Raw genomic sequence first — 17,225 nt, 5'->3', positions numbered from 1 at the left:
CAGAAGTAAACCAAGACAGTCGAAGCCGCTCGAAAGGGCGGCTTTTTTCGTGACCATCTTAACCGCCTTCAGATTTTATTCGCGCTGTGGAATGGCCCGCGGCACAGCGCGGGCCATGATCATCCCTCGGTTTTAGCGTTACTCAGTTGTCGGCTCGTCACCTGGCGGGACGTCCGAGGTTGGCGGGGCCGGCGGCTCGTCGGCGATAACTGCCTCGGCATCAGCTTCGTCGACAACCTCCGATCCCTGGTCCGGGATGCGCTCGACGGAAACGATCCGCTCCCCGTCCGCCGTCTTGAAGATGGTGACGCCCTTGGTGGCGCGGCTGGCCATGCGGATGCCCTCGACCGGCACGCGGATGGCCTGGCCCCGGTCGGAGATCATCATCACCTGATCCCCCGTCTCGACCGGGAAGCCAGCCACCAGCTTGCCGATTTCGCCCGTGCGGGAGATATCGGTCGCCCTGATGCCCTTGCCGCCACGCCCGCTGGTGCGGAAGTCGTAGGACGAGGAACGCTTGCCGAAGCCGAACTCGCTGAGCGTCAGGATGAACTGCTCCTGCGCGTTGAGGAAAGCGTAGCGCTCCGGCCCGACCTGGGCGGTCTGGTCCTCGGCACTCGCCTCCTCGTCCGCGGGCACTTCGTCAACCGCCACCTCATCCGGATCGACCGCGCGCCGCATGCGCTGGTAGATCGACCGCTCGGCCGGGGTCGCGTCGACATGGCGCAGGATCGCCATCGAGATCAGCGTGTCGCCCTCCGCAAGCGCCATGCCGCGCACGCCGATCGAGTTGCGCCCGGCGAAGACACGGACGTCGGTGGCGGGGAAGCGGATGCAGAGACCGGACGAGGCCATCAGCAGCACGTCGTCGTCCTCCGAGCAGGTGGCGACCGCGAGGATCTCGTCGCCGGCATCCTCGAGCTTCATCGCGATCTTGCCGTTGCGGTTGACCTGGATAAAGTCGGCTAGCTTGTTGCGGCGGACGGTGCCCTTGGTGGTCGCGAACATCACGTTCAGCTCGCCCGCCTGCGCCTCGTCGTTCGGCAGCGGCATGATCGAGGTGATCCGCTCGTCCTTCTCCAGCGGCAGCATGTTGACGAGAGCCTTGCCGCGCGACTGCGGCGTCGTCAGCGGCAGGCGCCAGACCTTCTCCTTATAGACGATGCCGCGCGAGGAGAAGAACAGGATCGGCGTGTGGGTGTTGGCGACGAACAGCCGCGTCACCGAATCCTCATCGCCCTTCAGCGACATGCCCGAGCGGCCCTTGCCGCCGCGGCGCTGGGCCCGGTAGGTCGCGAGTGGCACGCGCTTGATGTAGCCACCATGGCTGACGGTGACGACCATCTCCTCGCGCGGGATGAGGTCCTCGTCGTCCATGTCCGCGGCGCCCTCGGTGAGCTCGGTCCGCCGCGGCGTCGCGAACTCGTTGCGCACTTCGGTCATCTCTTCCTTGATGATCTCGCGCACGCGGGAGCGCGACGAGAGGATCAGGAGGTACTCCTTAATCTCCTCGCCGATCTTGTTCAGCTCGTCGGCGATTTCATCCCGGCCGAGCGCGGTAAGGCGCTGCAGGCGGAGGTCGAGAATGGCGCGCGCCTGCGTCTCTGACAGGCGGTAGGTGCCCTCTTCCGTGATGCGGTGGCGCGGATCGTCGATCAGCCGGATCAGCGGGGCAACGTCCTTCGCCTCCCAGTGCCGCTCCATCAACTGCTCGCGTGCCGTTTGCGGATCGGGCGCCTGGCGGATCAGCTTGATGATCTCGTCGATGTTGGCGACGGCGATGGCGAGGCCGACGAGGACATGCGCCCGCTCGCGCGCCTTGCGCAGCAGGAACTTGGTGCGCCGGTTCACCACTTCCTCGCGGAAGGCGATAAAGGCCGACAGCATGTCCGGCAGCGTCATCTGCTCGGGCTTGCCGCCGTTCAGCGCCACCATGTTGGCGCCGAACGATGTCTGCAGCGGTGTGAAACGGTAGAGCTGGTTCAGGACGACGTCGGTGGTGGCGTCGCGTTTCAGCTCGACGACGACGCGGTAACCGTCGCGGTCGCTCTCGTCGCGGATGTCGGAAATGCCCTCGATGCGCTTCTCGCGCACCAATTCGGCCATCTTCTCGATCATCGAGGCCTTGTTCACCTGGTACGGAACCTCGGTGACAATGATCGCCTCGCGCTCGCCGCGGATCTGCTCGATGTACACCTTGCCGCGCATCAGGATCGAGCCGCGACCGGTGGAGTAGGCCGACATGATGCCGGCACGGCCGAGCACCAGCGCGCCTGTCGGGAAGTCCGGCCCCGGAATGAACTCCATCAGCTCGTCCAGGGTGATCGCCGGATTGTCGATCATCGCCATGCAGCCGTCGATGATCTCGCCGAGATTGTGCGGCGGGATGTTCGTCGCCATGCCGACGGCGATGCCGCCGGAGCCGTTGACGAGGAGGTTCGGGAAGCGCGCGGGGAGCACGACCGGCTCCATCTCACGGCCGTCGTAGTTCTCCTGGAAGTTGACGGTTTCCTTGTCGATATCGGCGAGAAGCGCGTCCGACACCTTCTGCAGCCGCGCCTCGGTGTAGCGCATGGCCGCCGGCGGATCGCCGTCGATCGAACCGAAATTGCCCTGTCCGTTGATCAGCGGCGCCCGCAGCGACCACTCCTGCGCCATGCGCACGAGGGCGTCATAGATCGAGGCGTCGCCGTGCGGGTGGAACTTACCCATCACTTCACCGACAACACCGGCCGACTTTCGGAAAGGCCGGTTCCAGACGAGGCCCATCTCGTGCATGGCGTAGAGCACGCGGCGGTGTACCGGCTTCAACCCGTCGCGCACGTCCGGCAGGGCGCGGCTGACGATCACGCTCATCGCGTAATCGAGATAGGATCGCTGCATTTCCTCGACGATGGAGATGGTATCGATGCCGCGAGGGCGTTCCGGTGGGACTGCTGCGATCTCGTCTTCTGCCAAGATTTTATCCTGATGTGTGCTCGAATCTGTTGCCGTTTATAGCGCTTCCCCTGGCCATTGGGCAAATCTGCCGCGGCGCAGCAAGGTGCTAATACTCGTGTGATTACAGCCTCTTGCTTGAGCCGGTAAAGAAACCTGCGGACAAGCGCGATAAACGCCTGCGAATCCGGTGATTTTGCCGGTCAAATCGGGGGTATTGCCCGTCCCGCAGCCCCGTGGCGCCCATATTGAGGCGGCATCCGGCCTGAATTGCCAGAATACCACACAAGAGGAAGGCTCGGTCGCCCTTGAAGGTTACCTCTTCCGGCTGGATTTGCCGCCGCTCGTTCAGAGCCCGCGTGGCCGATGGCCTACGGCTATCCCTCCGCACGCGAGAAAGCGCCCTGTCCTTCCCCAGTCCAAGTAAAGACGCGATGCCCATCTTCGCTGTGAAACCATTGCGGCAGGTCTTGGCGGGATCTTGAACCCTATCGTAATTCCGCCGAGCTTCGGTGCAGGTTGCCCTTTGCGCAAGGATCGGCCGATACCGAGGACTGGACGGAAGATCGCCTGAAAGACAAGCCGGACATGCCGGACATCCCAACACCCCAACGACTGGAGCTCGTCGATGCCTAGCCTTTTCAAGACCGTCCTTCTAGCCGCGCTGGTGGGCACCGCGCTGGCGGGCGCGGCGACGGCCGAGCCGATCTGGACGCTCGACGGGCTGAAGAACCCCGCTGCGGTAGAACCGGACCTTCCCGCGGGCATTCTCTACGTCACCGAGATGGCCGGCGACCGGCAGGCGAAGGACGGCCTCGGCTCGATCTCCAAGGTTTCGCCGGACGGCAAGATGCTGGAGGAAGGATGGGTGTCCGGCCTCAATGCGCCGAAGGGTATCGGGCGGGTCGAGGGAACGCTTTACGTCGCCGACATCGACGAACTGGTGGCGGTCGATATCGAGACCGGCAAGATCACCCAGCGCTACCCAGCGCCCGGTGCCGTGGCTCTGCACGACGTGTCGACGGCGCGTGACGGACGCGTCTTCGTCTCCGACACCGCCACCAACACGATCTGGCTGCTGGAGAAGGGCAGCTTCAAGCCGTGGCTGCAGGGCGACGTCCTGAACGCACCCGAGGGCATCGCCGTCGATGTGGACCGCCTTCTAGTCGCGGGGCTCGGCCAGGTGCCGAAGGATGGGAAGCCCGGTGCGCCCACCCATCTCGTCGAGATTTCGTTCAGCGACAAGGAGCCGCATGCGCTCGGCGACGGCACGGCGGTCGGCTTCCTCGATGGCCTCGCCATCGTCGGCGACGGAACCTACCTGTCGACCGACATCGTCAAGGGGCCGCTCTACCGGATCTACGAGAACGGCGCGGTCGACAGGCTGATGGATTTTGCGCCGGGCGCTGCCGATCTCGCCTACGACTTCGCCAGCAAGGTGGCCTACGTCCCGCTGTCGACCGAAGGCAAGCTCGTCGCCATACAGCTCGAATGATCTGCGGCCGCTGAAAGCTTCGCTGCCTGCCTCCCCTTGGAGGCTCCGACACAGAAAGGCGGCGCCCGAAAGCGCCGCCTTTCAATTGTGCGGGAAGCCTTGAAAAGTCCTGGGGGCGTTACGATCAGGCGATCTTGCCGCCGCCCTGCCGGGTGATGGCGAGCACCGATGGCCGAACCGGCATGTCGTCCTTGAAGTCCGGCCAGCGGGTGGACAGGTCTTCGTAGTAGGAGAGCCGGCCGAAGCCGTCCCAGTCCTCGCCGCCGTCGCCGGGATGCTGGACGGCGACAAAAGCCGTCTGCATGTCGGGCAGGAGCAGCGGGCCGCACATTTCCGCGCCCACCGGCACGCGGAAGAACAGTTTCGAGGTTCCACGCGCAGCGCCCTCGGTATCCACGGCCCAGAGGCCGTCCGCACGCCCGGTGTCCTTCGGCGAGTTGCCGTCGGTCGAGACCCACAGCCGCCCGTCGGTGTCGATCGCGCAGTTGTCGGGCATGCCGAACCAGCCGTTCTTGGTGGTCTCGGTAGAGAAGGTGGCGCCGACCGCCGCGACCGACGGATCGCCGCACTTCAACAGAACTTCCCACGTGCCCGTGGTCGCGGCGAAGTCCCCGCCTTCCTCAGCGATCTCGATGATGTGGCCGAACGCGTTCTTGGCGCGAGGGTTGGCGGCGTCGACCTGGTCGTCCTTGCGCTTGGTATTGTTCGTCAGCATCACGTAGACGCGGCCGGTCTTCTCGTCCGGACCGATGTCCTCCGGGCGGTCCATCGGCGTCGCGCCGAGAAGGTCGGCGGCGCGGCGCGTCTCGATCAGGACGTCGGCCTGGCTGGCGAAGCCGTTCGCCGGCGTCAGCGGACCGTCGCCGTGGACAAGGGAAAGCCAGGCGATCTTGCCGTCATCCTCGAACTTCGCGACGTAGAGCGTTCCCTCGTCGAGGAGATCCATGTTCGCTGCGCGATCGTCCGGATTGTACTTTCCGGCGGTGACGAACTTGTAGACGTAGTCGAAGCGCTCGTCGTCGCCGAGATAAAAGACGACGCGGCCGTCGCGGCTGACGACGTTGTCGGCGCCTTCATGCTTGAAGCGACCAAGCGCCGTGCGCTTCTTCGGGATGGAGTTGGGATCGTTGACGTCGACCTCGACCACCCAGCCGAAACGGTTCGGCTCGTTCGGCTCCTTCGAGACGTCGAAACGGTCGTGGAACTTGCCCCAGGCATAGGTGCCCTCGGGAATACCGAGGCGCTTGTAGTTGGCGGCTTCGGGATGTCCCGCCGGCAGTTCGCCCATGAAGTAGCCGTGGATGTTCTCCTCGGCCATGATGTAGGTGCCCCAGGGCGTCACGCCGCCGGCGCAGTTGTTGATCGTGCCGAAGACCTTGCGGCCGGTCGCATCGGCGGATGTCTTCAGGCGGTCGTGACCGGCGGCCGGGCCGCTGAGGGCCATCTCGGTCGTCGACATGATGCGCCGGTTGTTGGCGCCATCCCGAACGACCTGCCACTTGCCGTCGGCCTTGCGGATCTCGACCACCGTGCCGCCATGAGCCGCCATCTCGACGTCGACGCGGTTCTGGTCGGGATCGGACATCTCGATCTTGGCAAGCGTCTTGCCCGGGTTCTTCTCGTCCGGCGACTGGACGATCTTGACGATCCCGGGGAACATCAGATGCTCGTTGGTGTATTCGTGGTTCACCACGAGGTAGCCGTGCTCGGACGAGCCGTCGATCGGGATGTAGCCGACATAGTCGTTGTTGTAGCCGAACTGACGGGCCTGGGATTCCGCCGTCTGCTTCGTCGGGTCGAACGCCGGCGAGTCGGCGAAGAGGCCATCGCCCCAGCGCAGGAGGATATCCGCGTCGTAGCCCTCGGCGACGTGGTGGTGGGCGTCGATCCCGGCCTCGACTTCCTTGAAGGTGAAGCGGGACCCGGCCCCCTCGGCCCGTGCGTCGTCGGCGGCGACCAGCGCCAGCGGGCTCACCGTCGCGGCGATCGCGGTGGCGGCCAGCGAACCGCGCAGGAAGTCGCGGCGGGAGAAGCGCACCGCGATGATCTCACCCATGGTGCGGTTCGACGTCGGATTGTGGCCTTCGCCCTCTTCCGCTTCCAGCTGGCTGGTCCGGAAGACGGCGCCTTGCACGGTCGGCTTGCTCATGGTGCGTTTCCTGTTCGACGGCATGTGGCAGGCTCGATCCGAAATGCTGTCGGCATCCGGTTTCGAACCATTCCAAGGAGCAATACGAGCGAAAGATAACAGGTCCATGACATCGATCGCGGCCCTCCCCACCCCTTATGGCCTCTTCGATCCAGCCTCCCTATCGTCCGCCACGACGGCCCGCGATGCAAAGGCCGTTCGCGTACCGGCGCGATTTCCGGCCCGGAGGCACTTCATTGTCTCGCGGACACCGCCGGGTTCGGTGGAACGTCAGTCACCGTCGCCCGCGTCCCACCTTCCCCTAAAGGCTTCACCGCGCCAGCCGCATCAGGCCTGAACCTGCCGTCCCACTTCGGTGAAGTCGATTTTGCCAGTGCCGAGGAGCGGGATCTTGCCGACGACGACCTTCGAAGGGGCCATCAGGTCGGAGGCGTTGCGTGACTTCAGGAAGCGGGCGAACTCCAGACGGTCGGCATTTTCGGCCTCGGTGAGAAGCACGATCGCCTCGCCCTTCTTGGCGTCCTTCACCACGGCGGCCGCCGACGCGGCCCCGGGCCAGAACTCCGCTGCGAGGGCCTCGAGGGCCGCCAGCGAGACCATCTCGCCGCCAATCTTGGCAAAGCGCTTGGCGCGGCCAAGGATCTTCACGAAGCCTTCGGCATCGATGTCGACGACGTCGCCGGTATCGTGCCAGCCGTCGACGAGGGTCTCGAGCACTCCCGGATTTTCCTCGCGGAGATAGCCCAGCATGACGTTGGGTCCGCGGACGTGCAGCCGGCCGCCCGTCTCCACGCCATCGACGGCCTCGAGACGATGCTCCATGCCCGGCATCAGCTGGCCGACCGTGCCGGGCCGGTTGAACAGCGGCGTGTTGAGCGCCACCACCGGCGAGCACTCGGTCACGCCGTAGCCCTCGAGCAGCCGGACGTCGAACTTCTCGGACCAGACCTTGCGCGTCGAGTCCTTCACCGGCTCGGCGCCTGAGAAGACGTAGCGCATCGAGCGAAAGTCGTAGGCGTTGGCCGTGCGGGCATAGCCGGCCAGGAAGGTGTCGGTGCCGAACATGATGGTCGAGTTCGAATTGTAGGCGATTTCCGGCACGATCCGGTAGTGCAGTGGCGACGGGTAGAAGTAGACGGGTACGCCATGCGTCAGCGGCAGGATGGTGGCCGCGGTTAGGCCGAAAGAGTGGAACATCGGCAAGATGTTCAGCACCTTGTCGGACCGGTCGAACGAGATCCGCGCCGCCGCCTGCGCGGCATTCGCCAGCATGTTGCGGTGACTGAGGACGACGCCCTTTGGCTTGCCTTCCGATCCCGACGTGAACAGGACAACGGCGCCGTCGTCGGCCTTCGCCCGGCTGGCGATCCGTTTTCTGCCGAGGAAGCCGGAGAGCTTGTCGAGGAAGCCGATGCTTTCCCGGACTTCCTCGAGCCAGACAATTTTGAACTCTGCGGACAGGGCCTCGACCAGCGGCTGCAGCTTGCCTTGCTCGACGAAGGCCTTCGAGGTGAGGATGGTCTCGGCCTTGCACGCCCGCATGCCGGACGCGACGTTCGCGGCGCCCGCAGTGAAGTTCACCATCGCCGGCACCTTGCCCGAGCGGGTCAGCGCCAGGAAGGTCACGAGTGCGCCGATCGAGCTCGGCAGCATCAGCCCGACGGTGGACTGTTTCTTGAGCAGGGCATCGAGCTTGCGGGCGAGGACGGCGGAAGAGACCAGCAGCTTGCCGTAGGACATGCGCCCTGCCCGCGGATCCTCGGCGGCGTTCGTCGACATGCCGAACTTCTGCGCCGCGTCCACCACGGCGCGAGCCACGGTGCGGTCGGTGTCGGAGGCGTCGACGACCGTCCTCGACATCAGCTCGTAGAGCGCCGCGCCGGCACTGGCGCGGCGGCGGGCACCGCGCAGCGCCGGATCCACACTGATGGACTGCGGCTCGCCGACCGTGACGACCACCTTGGGAAAGAGCTGGCGCCGCACCTGCGTGTCCTTCATCCGCGAGAAAGGCGAACGCTCGAGTCCGTCGATCCGCACGGGGACGACGCTTGCGCCGGTCTTGTCGGCCACCATCGCCGCGCCGTCATAGACCTTCATCAGGCTACCGGTCACAGAGATCCGTCCCTCGGGAAAGATCACGACCGGATCATCGCCCTGGATGGTCCGCACTAGGGTGCGCGTTCCCATCGGCTTCGTCGGGTCCATCGGCAGAGCGCGGGTGGCATTGAGGAACGGCTTTGCCCACCAGCGCTGGGCGATCTCGGTGTTGACGGCAAAAACCGGGTTTAGATCGGTCAGCGCGAGCGCCAGCGGTCCGTCGAGGAACGAGGTGTGGTTGGGCGCAAGGATCATGCGGCTGCCCGCCTTGGCGACGTTGTCGAGGCCGCGCACTTCCATGCGGTGGAAGACGCGGAAGTACATCGAGGCGACATCATAGAGCGGCTTTGTCGGCAGCTTAATGAACATCAACACAGCCGCGACCAGATTGAGAACCGCGAGCACGCCAAGGATGGCGGGGACCGACAGGCCTGCGGCTTGTCCGGCCGCAACGGCGATGCCGGCCAGCGCCATGCCGACGGCGGAGAGGATGTTGGAGCCCGCCACCGTACGCGCGCGGCGACGGCTGTCCGACCAGGCCTGGAGAGCGGCCGCCGACGGCACGGCCACCAGCGCGCCGGAAAAGGCGATGCCGGCGAGATCGATGAGCGAACGCAGGCCGCCGGCGCCCGCCAGCAATCCCGTGGCGGCCGTGCCGTCCATGAACCAGGTGGACCAGGCGAGATCGGCCGAGAAACCGGCCATCAGGAGTGCGCCGAGCGGCACGGGAAGGAGGACCACCCGTCCCTTGACGAGGGCGGCGGCGACCGCCGAGCCGACCGCGACCGCGATGGCGAAGGTCGCGAGGCACAGCGTGACGGCGCTCTGCTCGCCGCCGAAGGAGTCGCGGACGAGCACGGGAAGAATGGAGAGGCAGACCGCGCCGATCGTCCAGAACCAAGCCTGCATCGCGGCGACGGTGAAGAGCCGGTTGTCGAGCCGGAGCGTCGCGACCTCATGCCAGGTCGAACGGAAGATGTTGGGGTCGAGCCGTGCGGTCAGGTCGCCGGTGCCGGTCCGGGGGATGGCGAAGCTGCAGGCCCAGCAGGCGATGGCGAGGACGCCGATGGCCGGCCCGACAAGGCTGCGCGCCGCTTCGGTTCCCGAGAGAAGACCGGCGCCGACTGTGCCCGTCAAAATCGCGAAGAAGGTCGCGCCCTCGATCCAGGCATTGGCGCGGGGCAGGTCCTCGGGACTGAGGTGATCGGGAAGGATGCCGTATTTCACGGGACCGAACATCGCCGAGACGACGCCGAAGGCGAACAGCGCGCCGAACATCAGTGGCAGCGAGACAAGATAGAGCCCCGCGACGGCCACGGTCGCCGCCCCGATCTCGGCGAGCTTCAGGTAGCGTGCCACCAGCGCCTTATCGTTCCGGTCGGCGATCTGCCCGCCCAGCGCCGACAGCAGCACGAAGGGCAGGATGAACACAGCGCCCGCCAACGGCACCAGCGCAGCACCCCCCTCTCCCGCGAGTCCGAACAGGATCAAGAGGACGACGGCGTTCTTCAGGAAGTTGTCGGTGAAGGCCGAAAGCAACTGCGTGATGAAGAGCGGCAGGAAACGCCGCGAGCCGAGCAGCGAGCCTGGTATCGGCTGGGGAACGGCGGGCTGGTTCAATGACGCCGTCACCTCGATCGAGGCTAGGTCGTCATAGGGATCGGCCGAGAGCGCGGACTTGATGGCGCTGATCATGGGTGCTATCCATATTTGAGCACGGTTCAATATTGAACAGAGCTCATATCTATACGAAGCAGGGATGCCTGCAAGTGCAAAATTGAACGTGGTTCAAAAAACTAGGGTATGGTATGACGGTCGCGGAAAAGCGCGAAGCACTGCGGGTTAGGCTTATCGATGCGGCGGTGCAGGCTGTCGAAAACGGCGGGATGTCCTCGCTGCGCGTGAAGGATGTCGCGCGCGTCGCCGGCTGTTCGCTCGGGCAGGTCTATACGTTCTTCGAGGACATCGATGCCGTGATGGTCGCCGTCAATTCGCGGACCATCGCCGAACTCGATGCCCATCTCGCCGAGAACGCGCTGTCGCTTGATGCGGCGGCGCCGACGGCCGTGCTCGTCTCGCTGGCGCGGGGCTATCTCGACTTCGCCCACACCCGCCGCCATGCCTGGGCCGCGCTGTTCGAACGGGCCGCGGTTTCCGGCAAGGCGGCGCCCGAATGGCACCGCGCCGAGCATCTTGCCCTCGTCGCGCGCATCATCGTTCCGCTCCGCGCCCTGCTGCCGTCCTGGTCCGAGGACGCCATCGCCGAACTCGCGCTGTCGATGTTCTCGATGGTCCACGGCATCGTCTCGATCGGGCTGCAGGAAACCGTTGTCTCGGTCCCGCTCGCCCAGCTGGGTCGTCAGCTGGAAACGGTTGTCGACGCCCTCTGCCGGGGACTTGGCCAATAGGCCAGCCGTCAGTTGCCGGTCGCGGTCTGCAGCGAACCGCCGAGATTGCGTCCGACATCCTCCAGACGTGTCCCCAGGCGCTCCCGCTCGTCCCGGCTGACGATCGCGCCGGGCACGCTGACGGCCGCGCCGATGGCGGAACCGACGCCCTGCGCCGTACCGATGGCTGTGGCTCCGATCGTGTCGGCGAGGCTTAGGCGCGTATCCGACACCTTGTCGCCGGCGATCAGCCGCGCCCCAATGGCCTGCACGACATCGGCGCTCTCGGCAAATTTGGTGTGGTTGAGGCTATCGCCGGCCCGCACTTGCGTGAGGTCCACCACGTCGATGCCGCGCTTGTCGAAAGCCGCTTGAACGTCGGGCTGCGTGAGGTCCACCGATCCCAGACGCTGGACGCCGCCCGCCAACCGCCGCGAGACGAGGAGCGCCCTGTCGTCCTGCGAGGTGAAGATGGTGATGCGCGCCTGCTCGGGGCCGATCTCGTCGAGCTGCTCGCGGAAGACGTCGACGTCGAGATCGGGCGAGGCAAGGACGATGTTGCGCAGCTTCTCCGGCAGCTTGCCTTGGCGGATCGCTACTTGCTGCAAGGCTTCCATCGCCAGCCAGCTGCCCATCGAGTGGGCCATGATGGTGATTTCCCCGACACGCGGATCCTTGCCCGCTTGCTCGATCAATGATTCCAAGGCGCGGCGAGAGAAGTTCGCGCTTTCGCGATCGTACAGGTAGCCAAAAATGCTGCCCTTCGACGGCCAGGTGAACAGCACGGGCGCGGCGTTCACGCGGGTGTCGTAACTGATCTGGGCGAAGCGCATGACCGCTTCCTCGTAGGTCGAGTTGAAGCCGTGCACGAAGATCAGCAGTCGGCCTTTCGGCCCGGCAACGCGGCGAAACCAGTCGACAGACCCGGCCTTGTCGAGCGGCTCGACCTTCAGCGCCACGAATTCGTTGGCAGGATTGCCGGGATTGCGCTTGGGATAGATCACTGCGCCGGGTTTGCGCACGCTATCCGGCGGAATGGAGACGATGATGTTCTCCATGGTGAGTCCAGCACCCCGCTCGCCGGAAAACACCACGCCCGGCACGTCGGACCGGGCGCGCGTCGTGGCCACCAGCATGTCGACGACATGGGCCCCCGGAACCGTCCCAGCCACCGGCTGCAATGTCGCATAAGGGCGGGACGCACAACTCGAGAAGCTCGCGACAAGAGCAAGCCCGACGATCAGCAGAAATCTGGGACGACGGATCGGCGGAGTTTCAGCGGCACGCTGCATGGGCAAGATCTTTCAGGGCGACACGACCACCTGCCAGGACAGACGACGAAGGCGAGAACGATCGGACCCTCCCTCAAAGGCACCGTTACCCGTTGGTTAAAGCCTGTGGCGATCGAATGCGATCATCCTGTGGCAGAGGAGCGCAGGCGCGCCCGGTAGCGTGATAGAAGCCGGATAGTGCCTTCGGAGCAGGAGCCAAAACAGGGGTCGGGAGCCTCCTAGCTCCCTCCCCCGCATGGCTGTGCCGACAGGCGTCAGAACGGAATTTCGTCGTCGAGGTCACGCGAGGAGCCACCGCCGCCGCCGCCGCGATCGGAGCTGCCGCGGTCGTCCTGGCCGCCGCGGTCGTAGCCGCCACCGCCACCCCGGCTCGGGCCGCCGCGACCACCGCCGCCGCCGCCACCGCCACCGCCACGATCGTAGTCATCGCCGCCACCGCCGCCGCCGCTATTGTCGCCACGGCCACCCAGCATCTGCAGTTCGCCGCGGAAGCGCTGGAGGACGACTTCCGTGGTGAACTTCTTCACGCCGGACTGGTCTTCCCAGGAACGGGTCTGCAGCTGGCCCTCGATGTAGACCGTCGAGCCCTTCTTCAGGTACTGCTCGGCCACCTTCACGAGGTTCTCGTTGAAGATGACGACGTTGTGCCACTCGGTCTTTTCCTTGCGCTCGCCCGAGGACTTGTCGCGCCAGGTCTCGGACGTCGCGATGCGCATGTTGACGACGGAATCGCCGGAGTTCAGCCGGCGAATTTCCGGATCGGCCCCGAGATTGCCGACGAGAATTACCTTGTTGACGCTACCCGCCATGACGTTCGTCTCCGTCCAAATCTGTGCCGCCGTTCCGCAGCTTCGCGCGGACGATAGTGCATTTGCCCCCGTCGCGCCCGGCCTGCTGGAGACTTTCCACAGCCGCGGCACGGCCGCCGGGCTTTCCAAACCCTTTATGTTCGTACTATGTTCTTTCTTCAAGGCGGTGCCGCGCGATATCGCCGATTCCGGTCCCCGGCTTCTCGACATCCGGCCAGGACATTTTATCTAAGGCTCGGGCGCGCCGCATAGCGGCAGTGACGCCCGCCCTTTCCAGCTATTTGAGCGGCGGACGATGCCCGAACTGAAAATGATCTCCATTCGCGGTGCCCGCGAGCATAATCTCAAGAACGTCGACATCGACATTCCCCGCGACAAGCTGATCGTGATGACCGGCCTGTCCGGCTCCGGAAAGTCGTCGCTCGCCTTCGACACGATCTATGCCGAGGGGCAGCGTCGCTATGTCGAGAGCTTGTCGGCCTATGCCCGGCAGTTCCTGGAGATGATGCAGAAGCCGGACGTCGACCAGATCGACGGCCTGTCGCCGGCGATCTCGATCGAGCAGAAGACGACGTCGAAGAACCCGCGCTCGACGGTCGGCACGGTCACCGAGATCTACGACTATCTCCGCCTCCTGTTCGCCCGCGTCGGCGTGCCCTATTCGCCGGCGACCGGCCTGCCGATCGAGAGCCAGACCGTCAGCCAGATGGTCGACCGCGTGATGGCTCAGGAGGAAGGCACCCGCCTCTATCTGCTGGCGCCGATGGTGCGCGGCCGCAAGGGCGAGTTCAAGAAGGAGCTGATCGAGCTCCAGAAAAAGGGTTTCCAGCGCGTCCGCATCAATGGCGAGTTCTACGACATCGCCGATGCGCCCGAGCTCGACAAGAAGTTCAAGCACGACATCGACGTCGTGGTCGACCGCATTGTGGTCCGCAACGACATCGGCGCGCGCCTTGCGGATTCGCTGGAAACGGCGCTGCGCCTTGCCGATGGCATCGCGGTTGCCGAGTTCGCCGAAGGCCTCGACGAGAACGGCAAGCCGAAGCAGTTGCTGTTCTCCGAGAAATTCGCTTGCCCCGTCTCGGGCTTCACCATTTCCGAGATCGAGCCGCGGCTGTTCTCGTTCAACAACCCGTTCGGCGCCTGCCCAAAATGCGACGGCCTCGGCTCGCAGAACTCGATTGATCCGAAGCTCATCGTGCCGCACGAGGGCCTGACGCTGAAGCAAGGTGCCGTTGCGCCGTGGGCGAAGTCCACCTCGCCCTACTACGCGCAGACGCTGGAAGGCCTCGGCCGGCAGTTCAAGTTCAAGCTCACCGACGTCTGGTCCGACATTCCCTTCGAGGGGCAGTATGCGATCCTGCAAGGCACCGGCAACACCAAGATCGAGTTCAAATACAGCGACGGCCTGCGCGCCTACAAGACCACCAAGACCTTCGAGGGCGTGATCCCGAACCTCGAGCGCCGGTGGAAGGAAACCGACTCCGCCTGGATGCGCGAGGAGATCGAGCGCTTCATGTCGGCGACGCCTTGCCCGGCCTGCAAGGGCTACCGGCTGAAGCCCGAGGCGCTGGCCGTGAAGATCGCTGGCAAGCATGTCGGCGAGGTCACCGAACTGTCGATCCGCAATGCGCTGACCTGGTTCGAGGCGCTGCCCGCCGAGCTGAACGAAAAGCAGAACGAGATCGCCATACGCATCCTCAAGGAGATCCGCGATCGGCTGCGCTTCCTGAACGATGTCGGCCTCGACTACCTCACCCTGTCGCGCTCGTCCGGCACGCTGTCCGGTGGCGAGAGCCAGCGTATTCGTTTGGCCTCGCAGATCGGGTCCGGCCTTACCGGCGTGCTCTACGTGCTGGACGAGCCCTCGATCGGTCTCCACCAGCGCGACAATGCGCGGCTCCTGATCACGCTGAAGCACCTGCGGGACATCGGCAACACCGTCATCGTCGTCGAGCACGACGAGGACGCGATCCTGCAGGCGGATTTCGTTGTCGACATCGGCCCGGCTGCCGGCATCCACGGCGGCGAGATCATTGCCTATGGCACGCCCGAAGACATCAAGGCGCACCCGCGCTCGACCACCGGCAAGTACCTGTCGGGCGAACTCGGCGTCGCCGTGCCGGCCAAGCGGCGCAAGCCGGTCAAGGGCAAGCGGCTGAAGGTCGTCGGCGCCACCGGCAACAATCTGAAGAACGTCACGGCGGAGGTGCCGCTCGGGCTCTTCACCGCGGTCACCGGCGTGTCCGGCGGCGGTAAGTCGACCTTCCTCATCGAGACGCTGTTCAAGGCGGCGGCGCGGCGCATCGGCAATGCCCGCGACGTGCCGGCCCCGCACGAGCGTATCGACGGGCTGGAGCTGCTCGACAAGGTCATCGACATCGACCAGTCGCCGATCGGCCGCACCCCGCGGTCGAACCCCGCCACCTATACCGGCGCCTTCACCCCGATCCGCGACTGGTTCGCCGGCCTGCCGGAATCCAAGGCGCGCGGCTACATGCCCGGGCGCTTCTCCTTCAACGTCAAGGGCGGCCGCTGCGAGGCCTGCCAGGGCGACGGCGTCATCAAGATCGAGATGCACTTCCTGCCCGACGTCTACGTCACCTGCGACGTCTGCCACGGCAAGCGCTACAACCGCGAGACGCTCGACGTCACCTTCAAGGAGAAGTCGATCGCCGACGTGCTCGACATGACGGTCGAGGAAGGCGTCGATTTCTTCGCCGCCGTCCCGGCCGTGCGCGACAAGCTGCGCTCGCTGCTCGACGTCGGCCTCGGCTATATCAAGGTCGGACAGCAGGCGACGACGCTCTCCGGCGGCGAGGCGCAGCGGGTAAAACTCGCCAAGGAACTGTCGCGCAAGGCGACGGGCAAGACGCTCTACATCCTCGACGAGCCGACGACGGGCCTCCACTTCCACGACGTCGCCAAGCTGCTCGAGGTGCTGCACGAGCTGGTCGACCAAGGCAACAGCGTCGTCGTGATCGAGCACAATCTCGAAGTCATCAAGACCGCCGACTGGGTCGTCGACATTGGCCCCGAGGGCGGCGATGGCGGCGGCGAGATCGTCGCCACCGGCACGCCCGAGCAAATCGCCAAGGTCGAGCGCTCCTGGACCGGCCAGTTCCTCAAGGAATTGCTGGAGCGTCGCCCTTCCATCGAAAAGCAGCAGGCGGCGGAATAACCGCGGCCGCCGCAGGGTCTTCAGCGTAAGGGAATGGGCGGCATGGCGGCGAGCGGCATCATCAGGGCGGGGATCGGCGGCTGGACGTTCGAGCCTTGGCGCGGGACGTTCTTCCCGGAGAAGCTCGCCCATGCCAAGGAGCTTGGCTTCGCCTCGCGGCAGCTGGCGACGATCGAGGTGAACGGCACCTATTACCGCTCTCAGACGCCCGCGACTTTTGCTAAATGGGCGAGCGAGGTGCCGGATGGCTTCGTGTTCGCGCTGAAGGCGCCGCGGTTTGCGACCAACCGCAAGATCCTCGGCGAGGCCGGCGAGTCGATCCAGCGTTTCGTCGATTCCGGCATTGCCGAGCTCGGCGATAAGCTGGGTCCATTGCTTTGGCAGTTCGCCAATACCAAGCAGTTCGACGCCGAGGATTTTGGCGCCTTTCTCGCGCTTCTTCCGGCTGAGGCTGAGGGCATTCCGCTCCAGCACGTGCTGGAGGTGCGTCATCCCAGTTTCGCGGTGCCGGACTTCATAGCTCTAGCTAGGGAGAAGGGTGTCGCCATCGTCCATGCCGAGCACGCGACCTATCCGGAGATCGCCGACGTGACCGGCAGCATCGTCTATTCCCGTCTACAAAAGGGCGTGGATACCGAGCCGACGGCGTACCCGGCAGACGCCCTCGACGCCTGGGCGAAGCGGGCGACTGTCTGGGCCGCCGGCGGCGTGCCGGACGACCTGCCGCTGGTCGCGCCGGATGATCCGCCGAAGAAGGTGAAGCGCGACGTGTTCGTCTACTTCATCCACGAGGGCAAAGTGCGGGCGCCGCAGGCGGCCATGGCGTTTCAGAAGCGCGTTCCGGCCTGGGCACAGCCGAAGGTCGCGGACTAGCCGTC

10 protein-coding genes are annotated in these 17,225 nt (G+C 65.4%); 5 read left to right on the top strand and 5 right to left on the bottom strand.

Features of this window, described 5'->3' with window-relative positions; translation table 11 throughout:
- Positions 1-138: 138 nt before the first annotated feature.
- Complete coding sequence (gyrA, locus tag ACZLZQ_RS15650; RefSeq protein ID WP_472950403.1) at positions 139-2,883, bottom strand: DNA gyrase subunit A; 2,745 nt, start codon at positions 2,881-2,883, stop codon at positions 139-141.
- Between the two features lie 682 nt (positions 2,884-3,565).
- Here gyrA and ACZLZQ_RS15645 point away from each other — a divergent pair.
- Positions 3,566-4,432, top strand: coding sequence for an SMP-30/gluconolactonase/LRE family protein (locus tag ACZLZQ_RS15645; protein ID WP_472950167.1), 867 nt, complete (start codon positions 3,566-3,568; stop codon positions 4,430-4,432).
- A 124-nt stretch (positions 4,433-4,556) separates the two neighbouring features.
- Here the strand turns inward: ACZLZQ_RS15645 and ACZLZQ_RS15640 are convergent, their stop codons facing one another.
- Both ACZLZQ_RS15640 and ACZLZQ_RS15635 read right to left on the bottom strand, forming a co-directional pair.
- Positions 4,557-6,581, bottom strand: a complete 2,025-nt coding sequence (locus ACZLZQ_RS15640) for a PhoX family protein (RefSeq protein WP_472933454.1) — start codon at positions 6,579-6,581, stop codon at positions 4,557-4,559.
- A gap of 327 nt (positions 6,582-6,908) precedes the next feature.
- The gene (locus ACZLZQ_RS15635; RefSeq protein ID WP_472950402.1) at positions 6,909-10,271 is read right to left on the bottom strand and encodes an acyl-[ACP]--phospholipid O-acyltransferase; all 3,363 of its coding nucleotides are present in this window, start codon (positions 10,269-10,271) and stop codon (positions 6,909-6,911) included.
- A gap of 215 nt (positions 10,272-10,486) precedes the next feature.
- On the opposite strand from ACZLZQ_RS15635, the gene ACZLZQ_RS15630 reads away from it, so the two are divergent.
- A complete protein-coding gene (locus ACZLZQ_RS15630) occupies positions 10,487-11,086 on the top strand; it encodes a TetR/AcrR family transcriptional regulator (RefSeq protein ID WP_472950166.1) in 600 nt (199 codons plus the stop codon).
- An 8-nt stretch (positions 11,087-11,094) separates the two neighbouring features.
- Here the strand turns inward: ACZLZQ_RS15630 and ACZLZQ_RS15625 are convergent, their stop codons facing one another.
- Together ACZLZQ_RS15625 and ssb are read right to left on the bottom strand one after the other, a co-directional pair.
- Positions 11,095-12,237 carry an alpha/beta hydrolase gene (locus tag ACZLZQ_RS15625; RefSeq protein ID WP_472950165.1) on the bottom strand — a complete coding sequence of 381 codons (1,143 nt, stop codon included), beginning with the start codon at positions 12,235-12,237 and terminating at the stop codon, positions 11,095-11,097.
- Positions 12,238-12,611: 374 nt separating this feature from the next.
- Positions 12,612-13,166, bottom strand: coding sequence for a single-stranded DNA-binding protein (gene ssb, locus ACZLZQ_RS15620; protein ID WP_472950164.1), 555 nt, complete (start codon positions 13,164-13,166; stop codon positions 12,612-12,614).
- On the opposite strand from ssb, the gene ACZLZQ_RS15615 reads away from it, so the two are divergent.
- The 3 genes from ACZLZQ_RS15615 to ACZLZQ_RS15605 all read left to right on the top strand — a co-directional run bounded on the left by ACZLZQ_RS15615 (position 13,165) and on the right by ACZLZQ_RS15605 (position 17,220).
- Positions 13,165-13,398, top strand: a complete 234-nt coding sequence (locus tag ACZLZQ_RS15615; RefSeq protein ID WP_472950163.1) for a hypothetical protein — start codon at positions 13,165-13,167, stop codon at positions 13,396-13,398. The two genes, ssb and ACZLZQ_RS15615, sit on opposite strands and share 2 nt — an antisense overlap.
- Positions 13,399-13,461: 63 nt before the next feature.
- On the top strand, positions 13,462-16,347 hold the full coding sequence (uvrA, locus tag ACZLZQ_RS15610; protein ID WP_472950162.1) for an excinuclease ABC subunit UvrA: 2,886 nt from the start codon (positions 13,462-13,464) through the stop codon (positions 16,345-16,347).
- A gap of 42 nt (positions 16,348-16,389) precedes the next feature.
- Positions 16,390-17,220: a DUF72 domain-containing protein gene (locus ACZLZQ_RS15605; RefSeq protein WP_472950161.1), complete on the top strand. Its 831-nt coding sequence runs from the start codon at positions 16,390-16,392 to the stop codon at positions 17,218-17,220.
- The last annotated feature ends 5 nt before the right edge of the window (positions 17,221-17,225 follow it).

This window comes from Mesocryomonas lacus (assembly GCF_055730105.2).
This window is presented reverse-complemented; position numbering and strand designations above follow the sequence as displayed.

What these genes read in the sequence shown, in the direction of transcription:
- gyrA (WP_472950403.1), bottom strand. Translation starts at nt 2,883, where the DNA reads ATGCAGCGATCCTATCTCGATTACGCGATGAGCGTGATCGTCAGCCGC.
- ACZLZQ_RS15645 (WP_472950167.1), top strand. Translation starts at nt 3,566, where the DNA reads ATGCCTAGCCTTTTCAAGACCGTCCTTCTAGCCGCGCTGGTGGGCACC.
- ACZLZQ_RS15640 (WP_472933454.1), bottom strand. Translation starts at nt 6,581, where the DNA reads ATGAGCAAGCCGACCGTGCAAGGCGCCGTCTTCCGGACCAGCCAGCTG.
- ACZLZQ_RS15630 (WP_472950166.1), top strand. Translation starts at nt 10,487, where the DNA reads ATGACGGTCGCGGAAAAGCGCGAAGCACTGCGGGTTAGGCTTATCGAT.
- ACZLZQ_RS15615 (WP_472950163.1), top strand. Translation starts at nt 13,165, where the DNA reads ATGACGTTCGTCTCCGTCCAAATCTGTGCCGCCGTTCCGCAGCTTCGC.
- ssb (WP_472950164.1), bottom strand. Translation starts at nt 13,166, where the DNA reads ATGGCGGGTAGCGTCAACAAGGTAATTCTCGTCGGCAATCTCGGGGCC.
- uvrA (WP_472950162.1), top strand. Translation starts at nt 13,462, where the DNA reads ATGCCCGAACTGAAAATGATCTCCATTCGCGGTGCCCGCGAGCATAAT.
- ACZLZQ_RS15605 (WP_472950161.1), top strand. Translation starts at nt 16,390, where the DNA reads ATGGCGGCGAGCGGCATCATCAGGGCGGGGATCGGCGGCTGGACGTTC.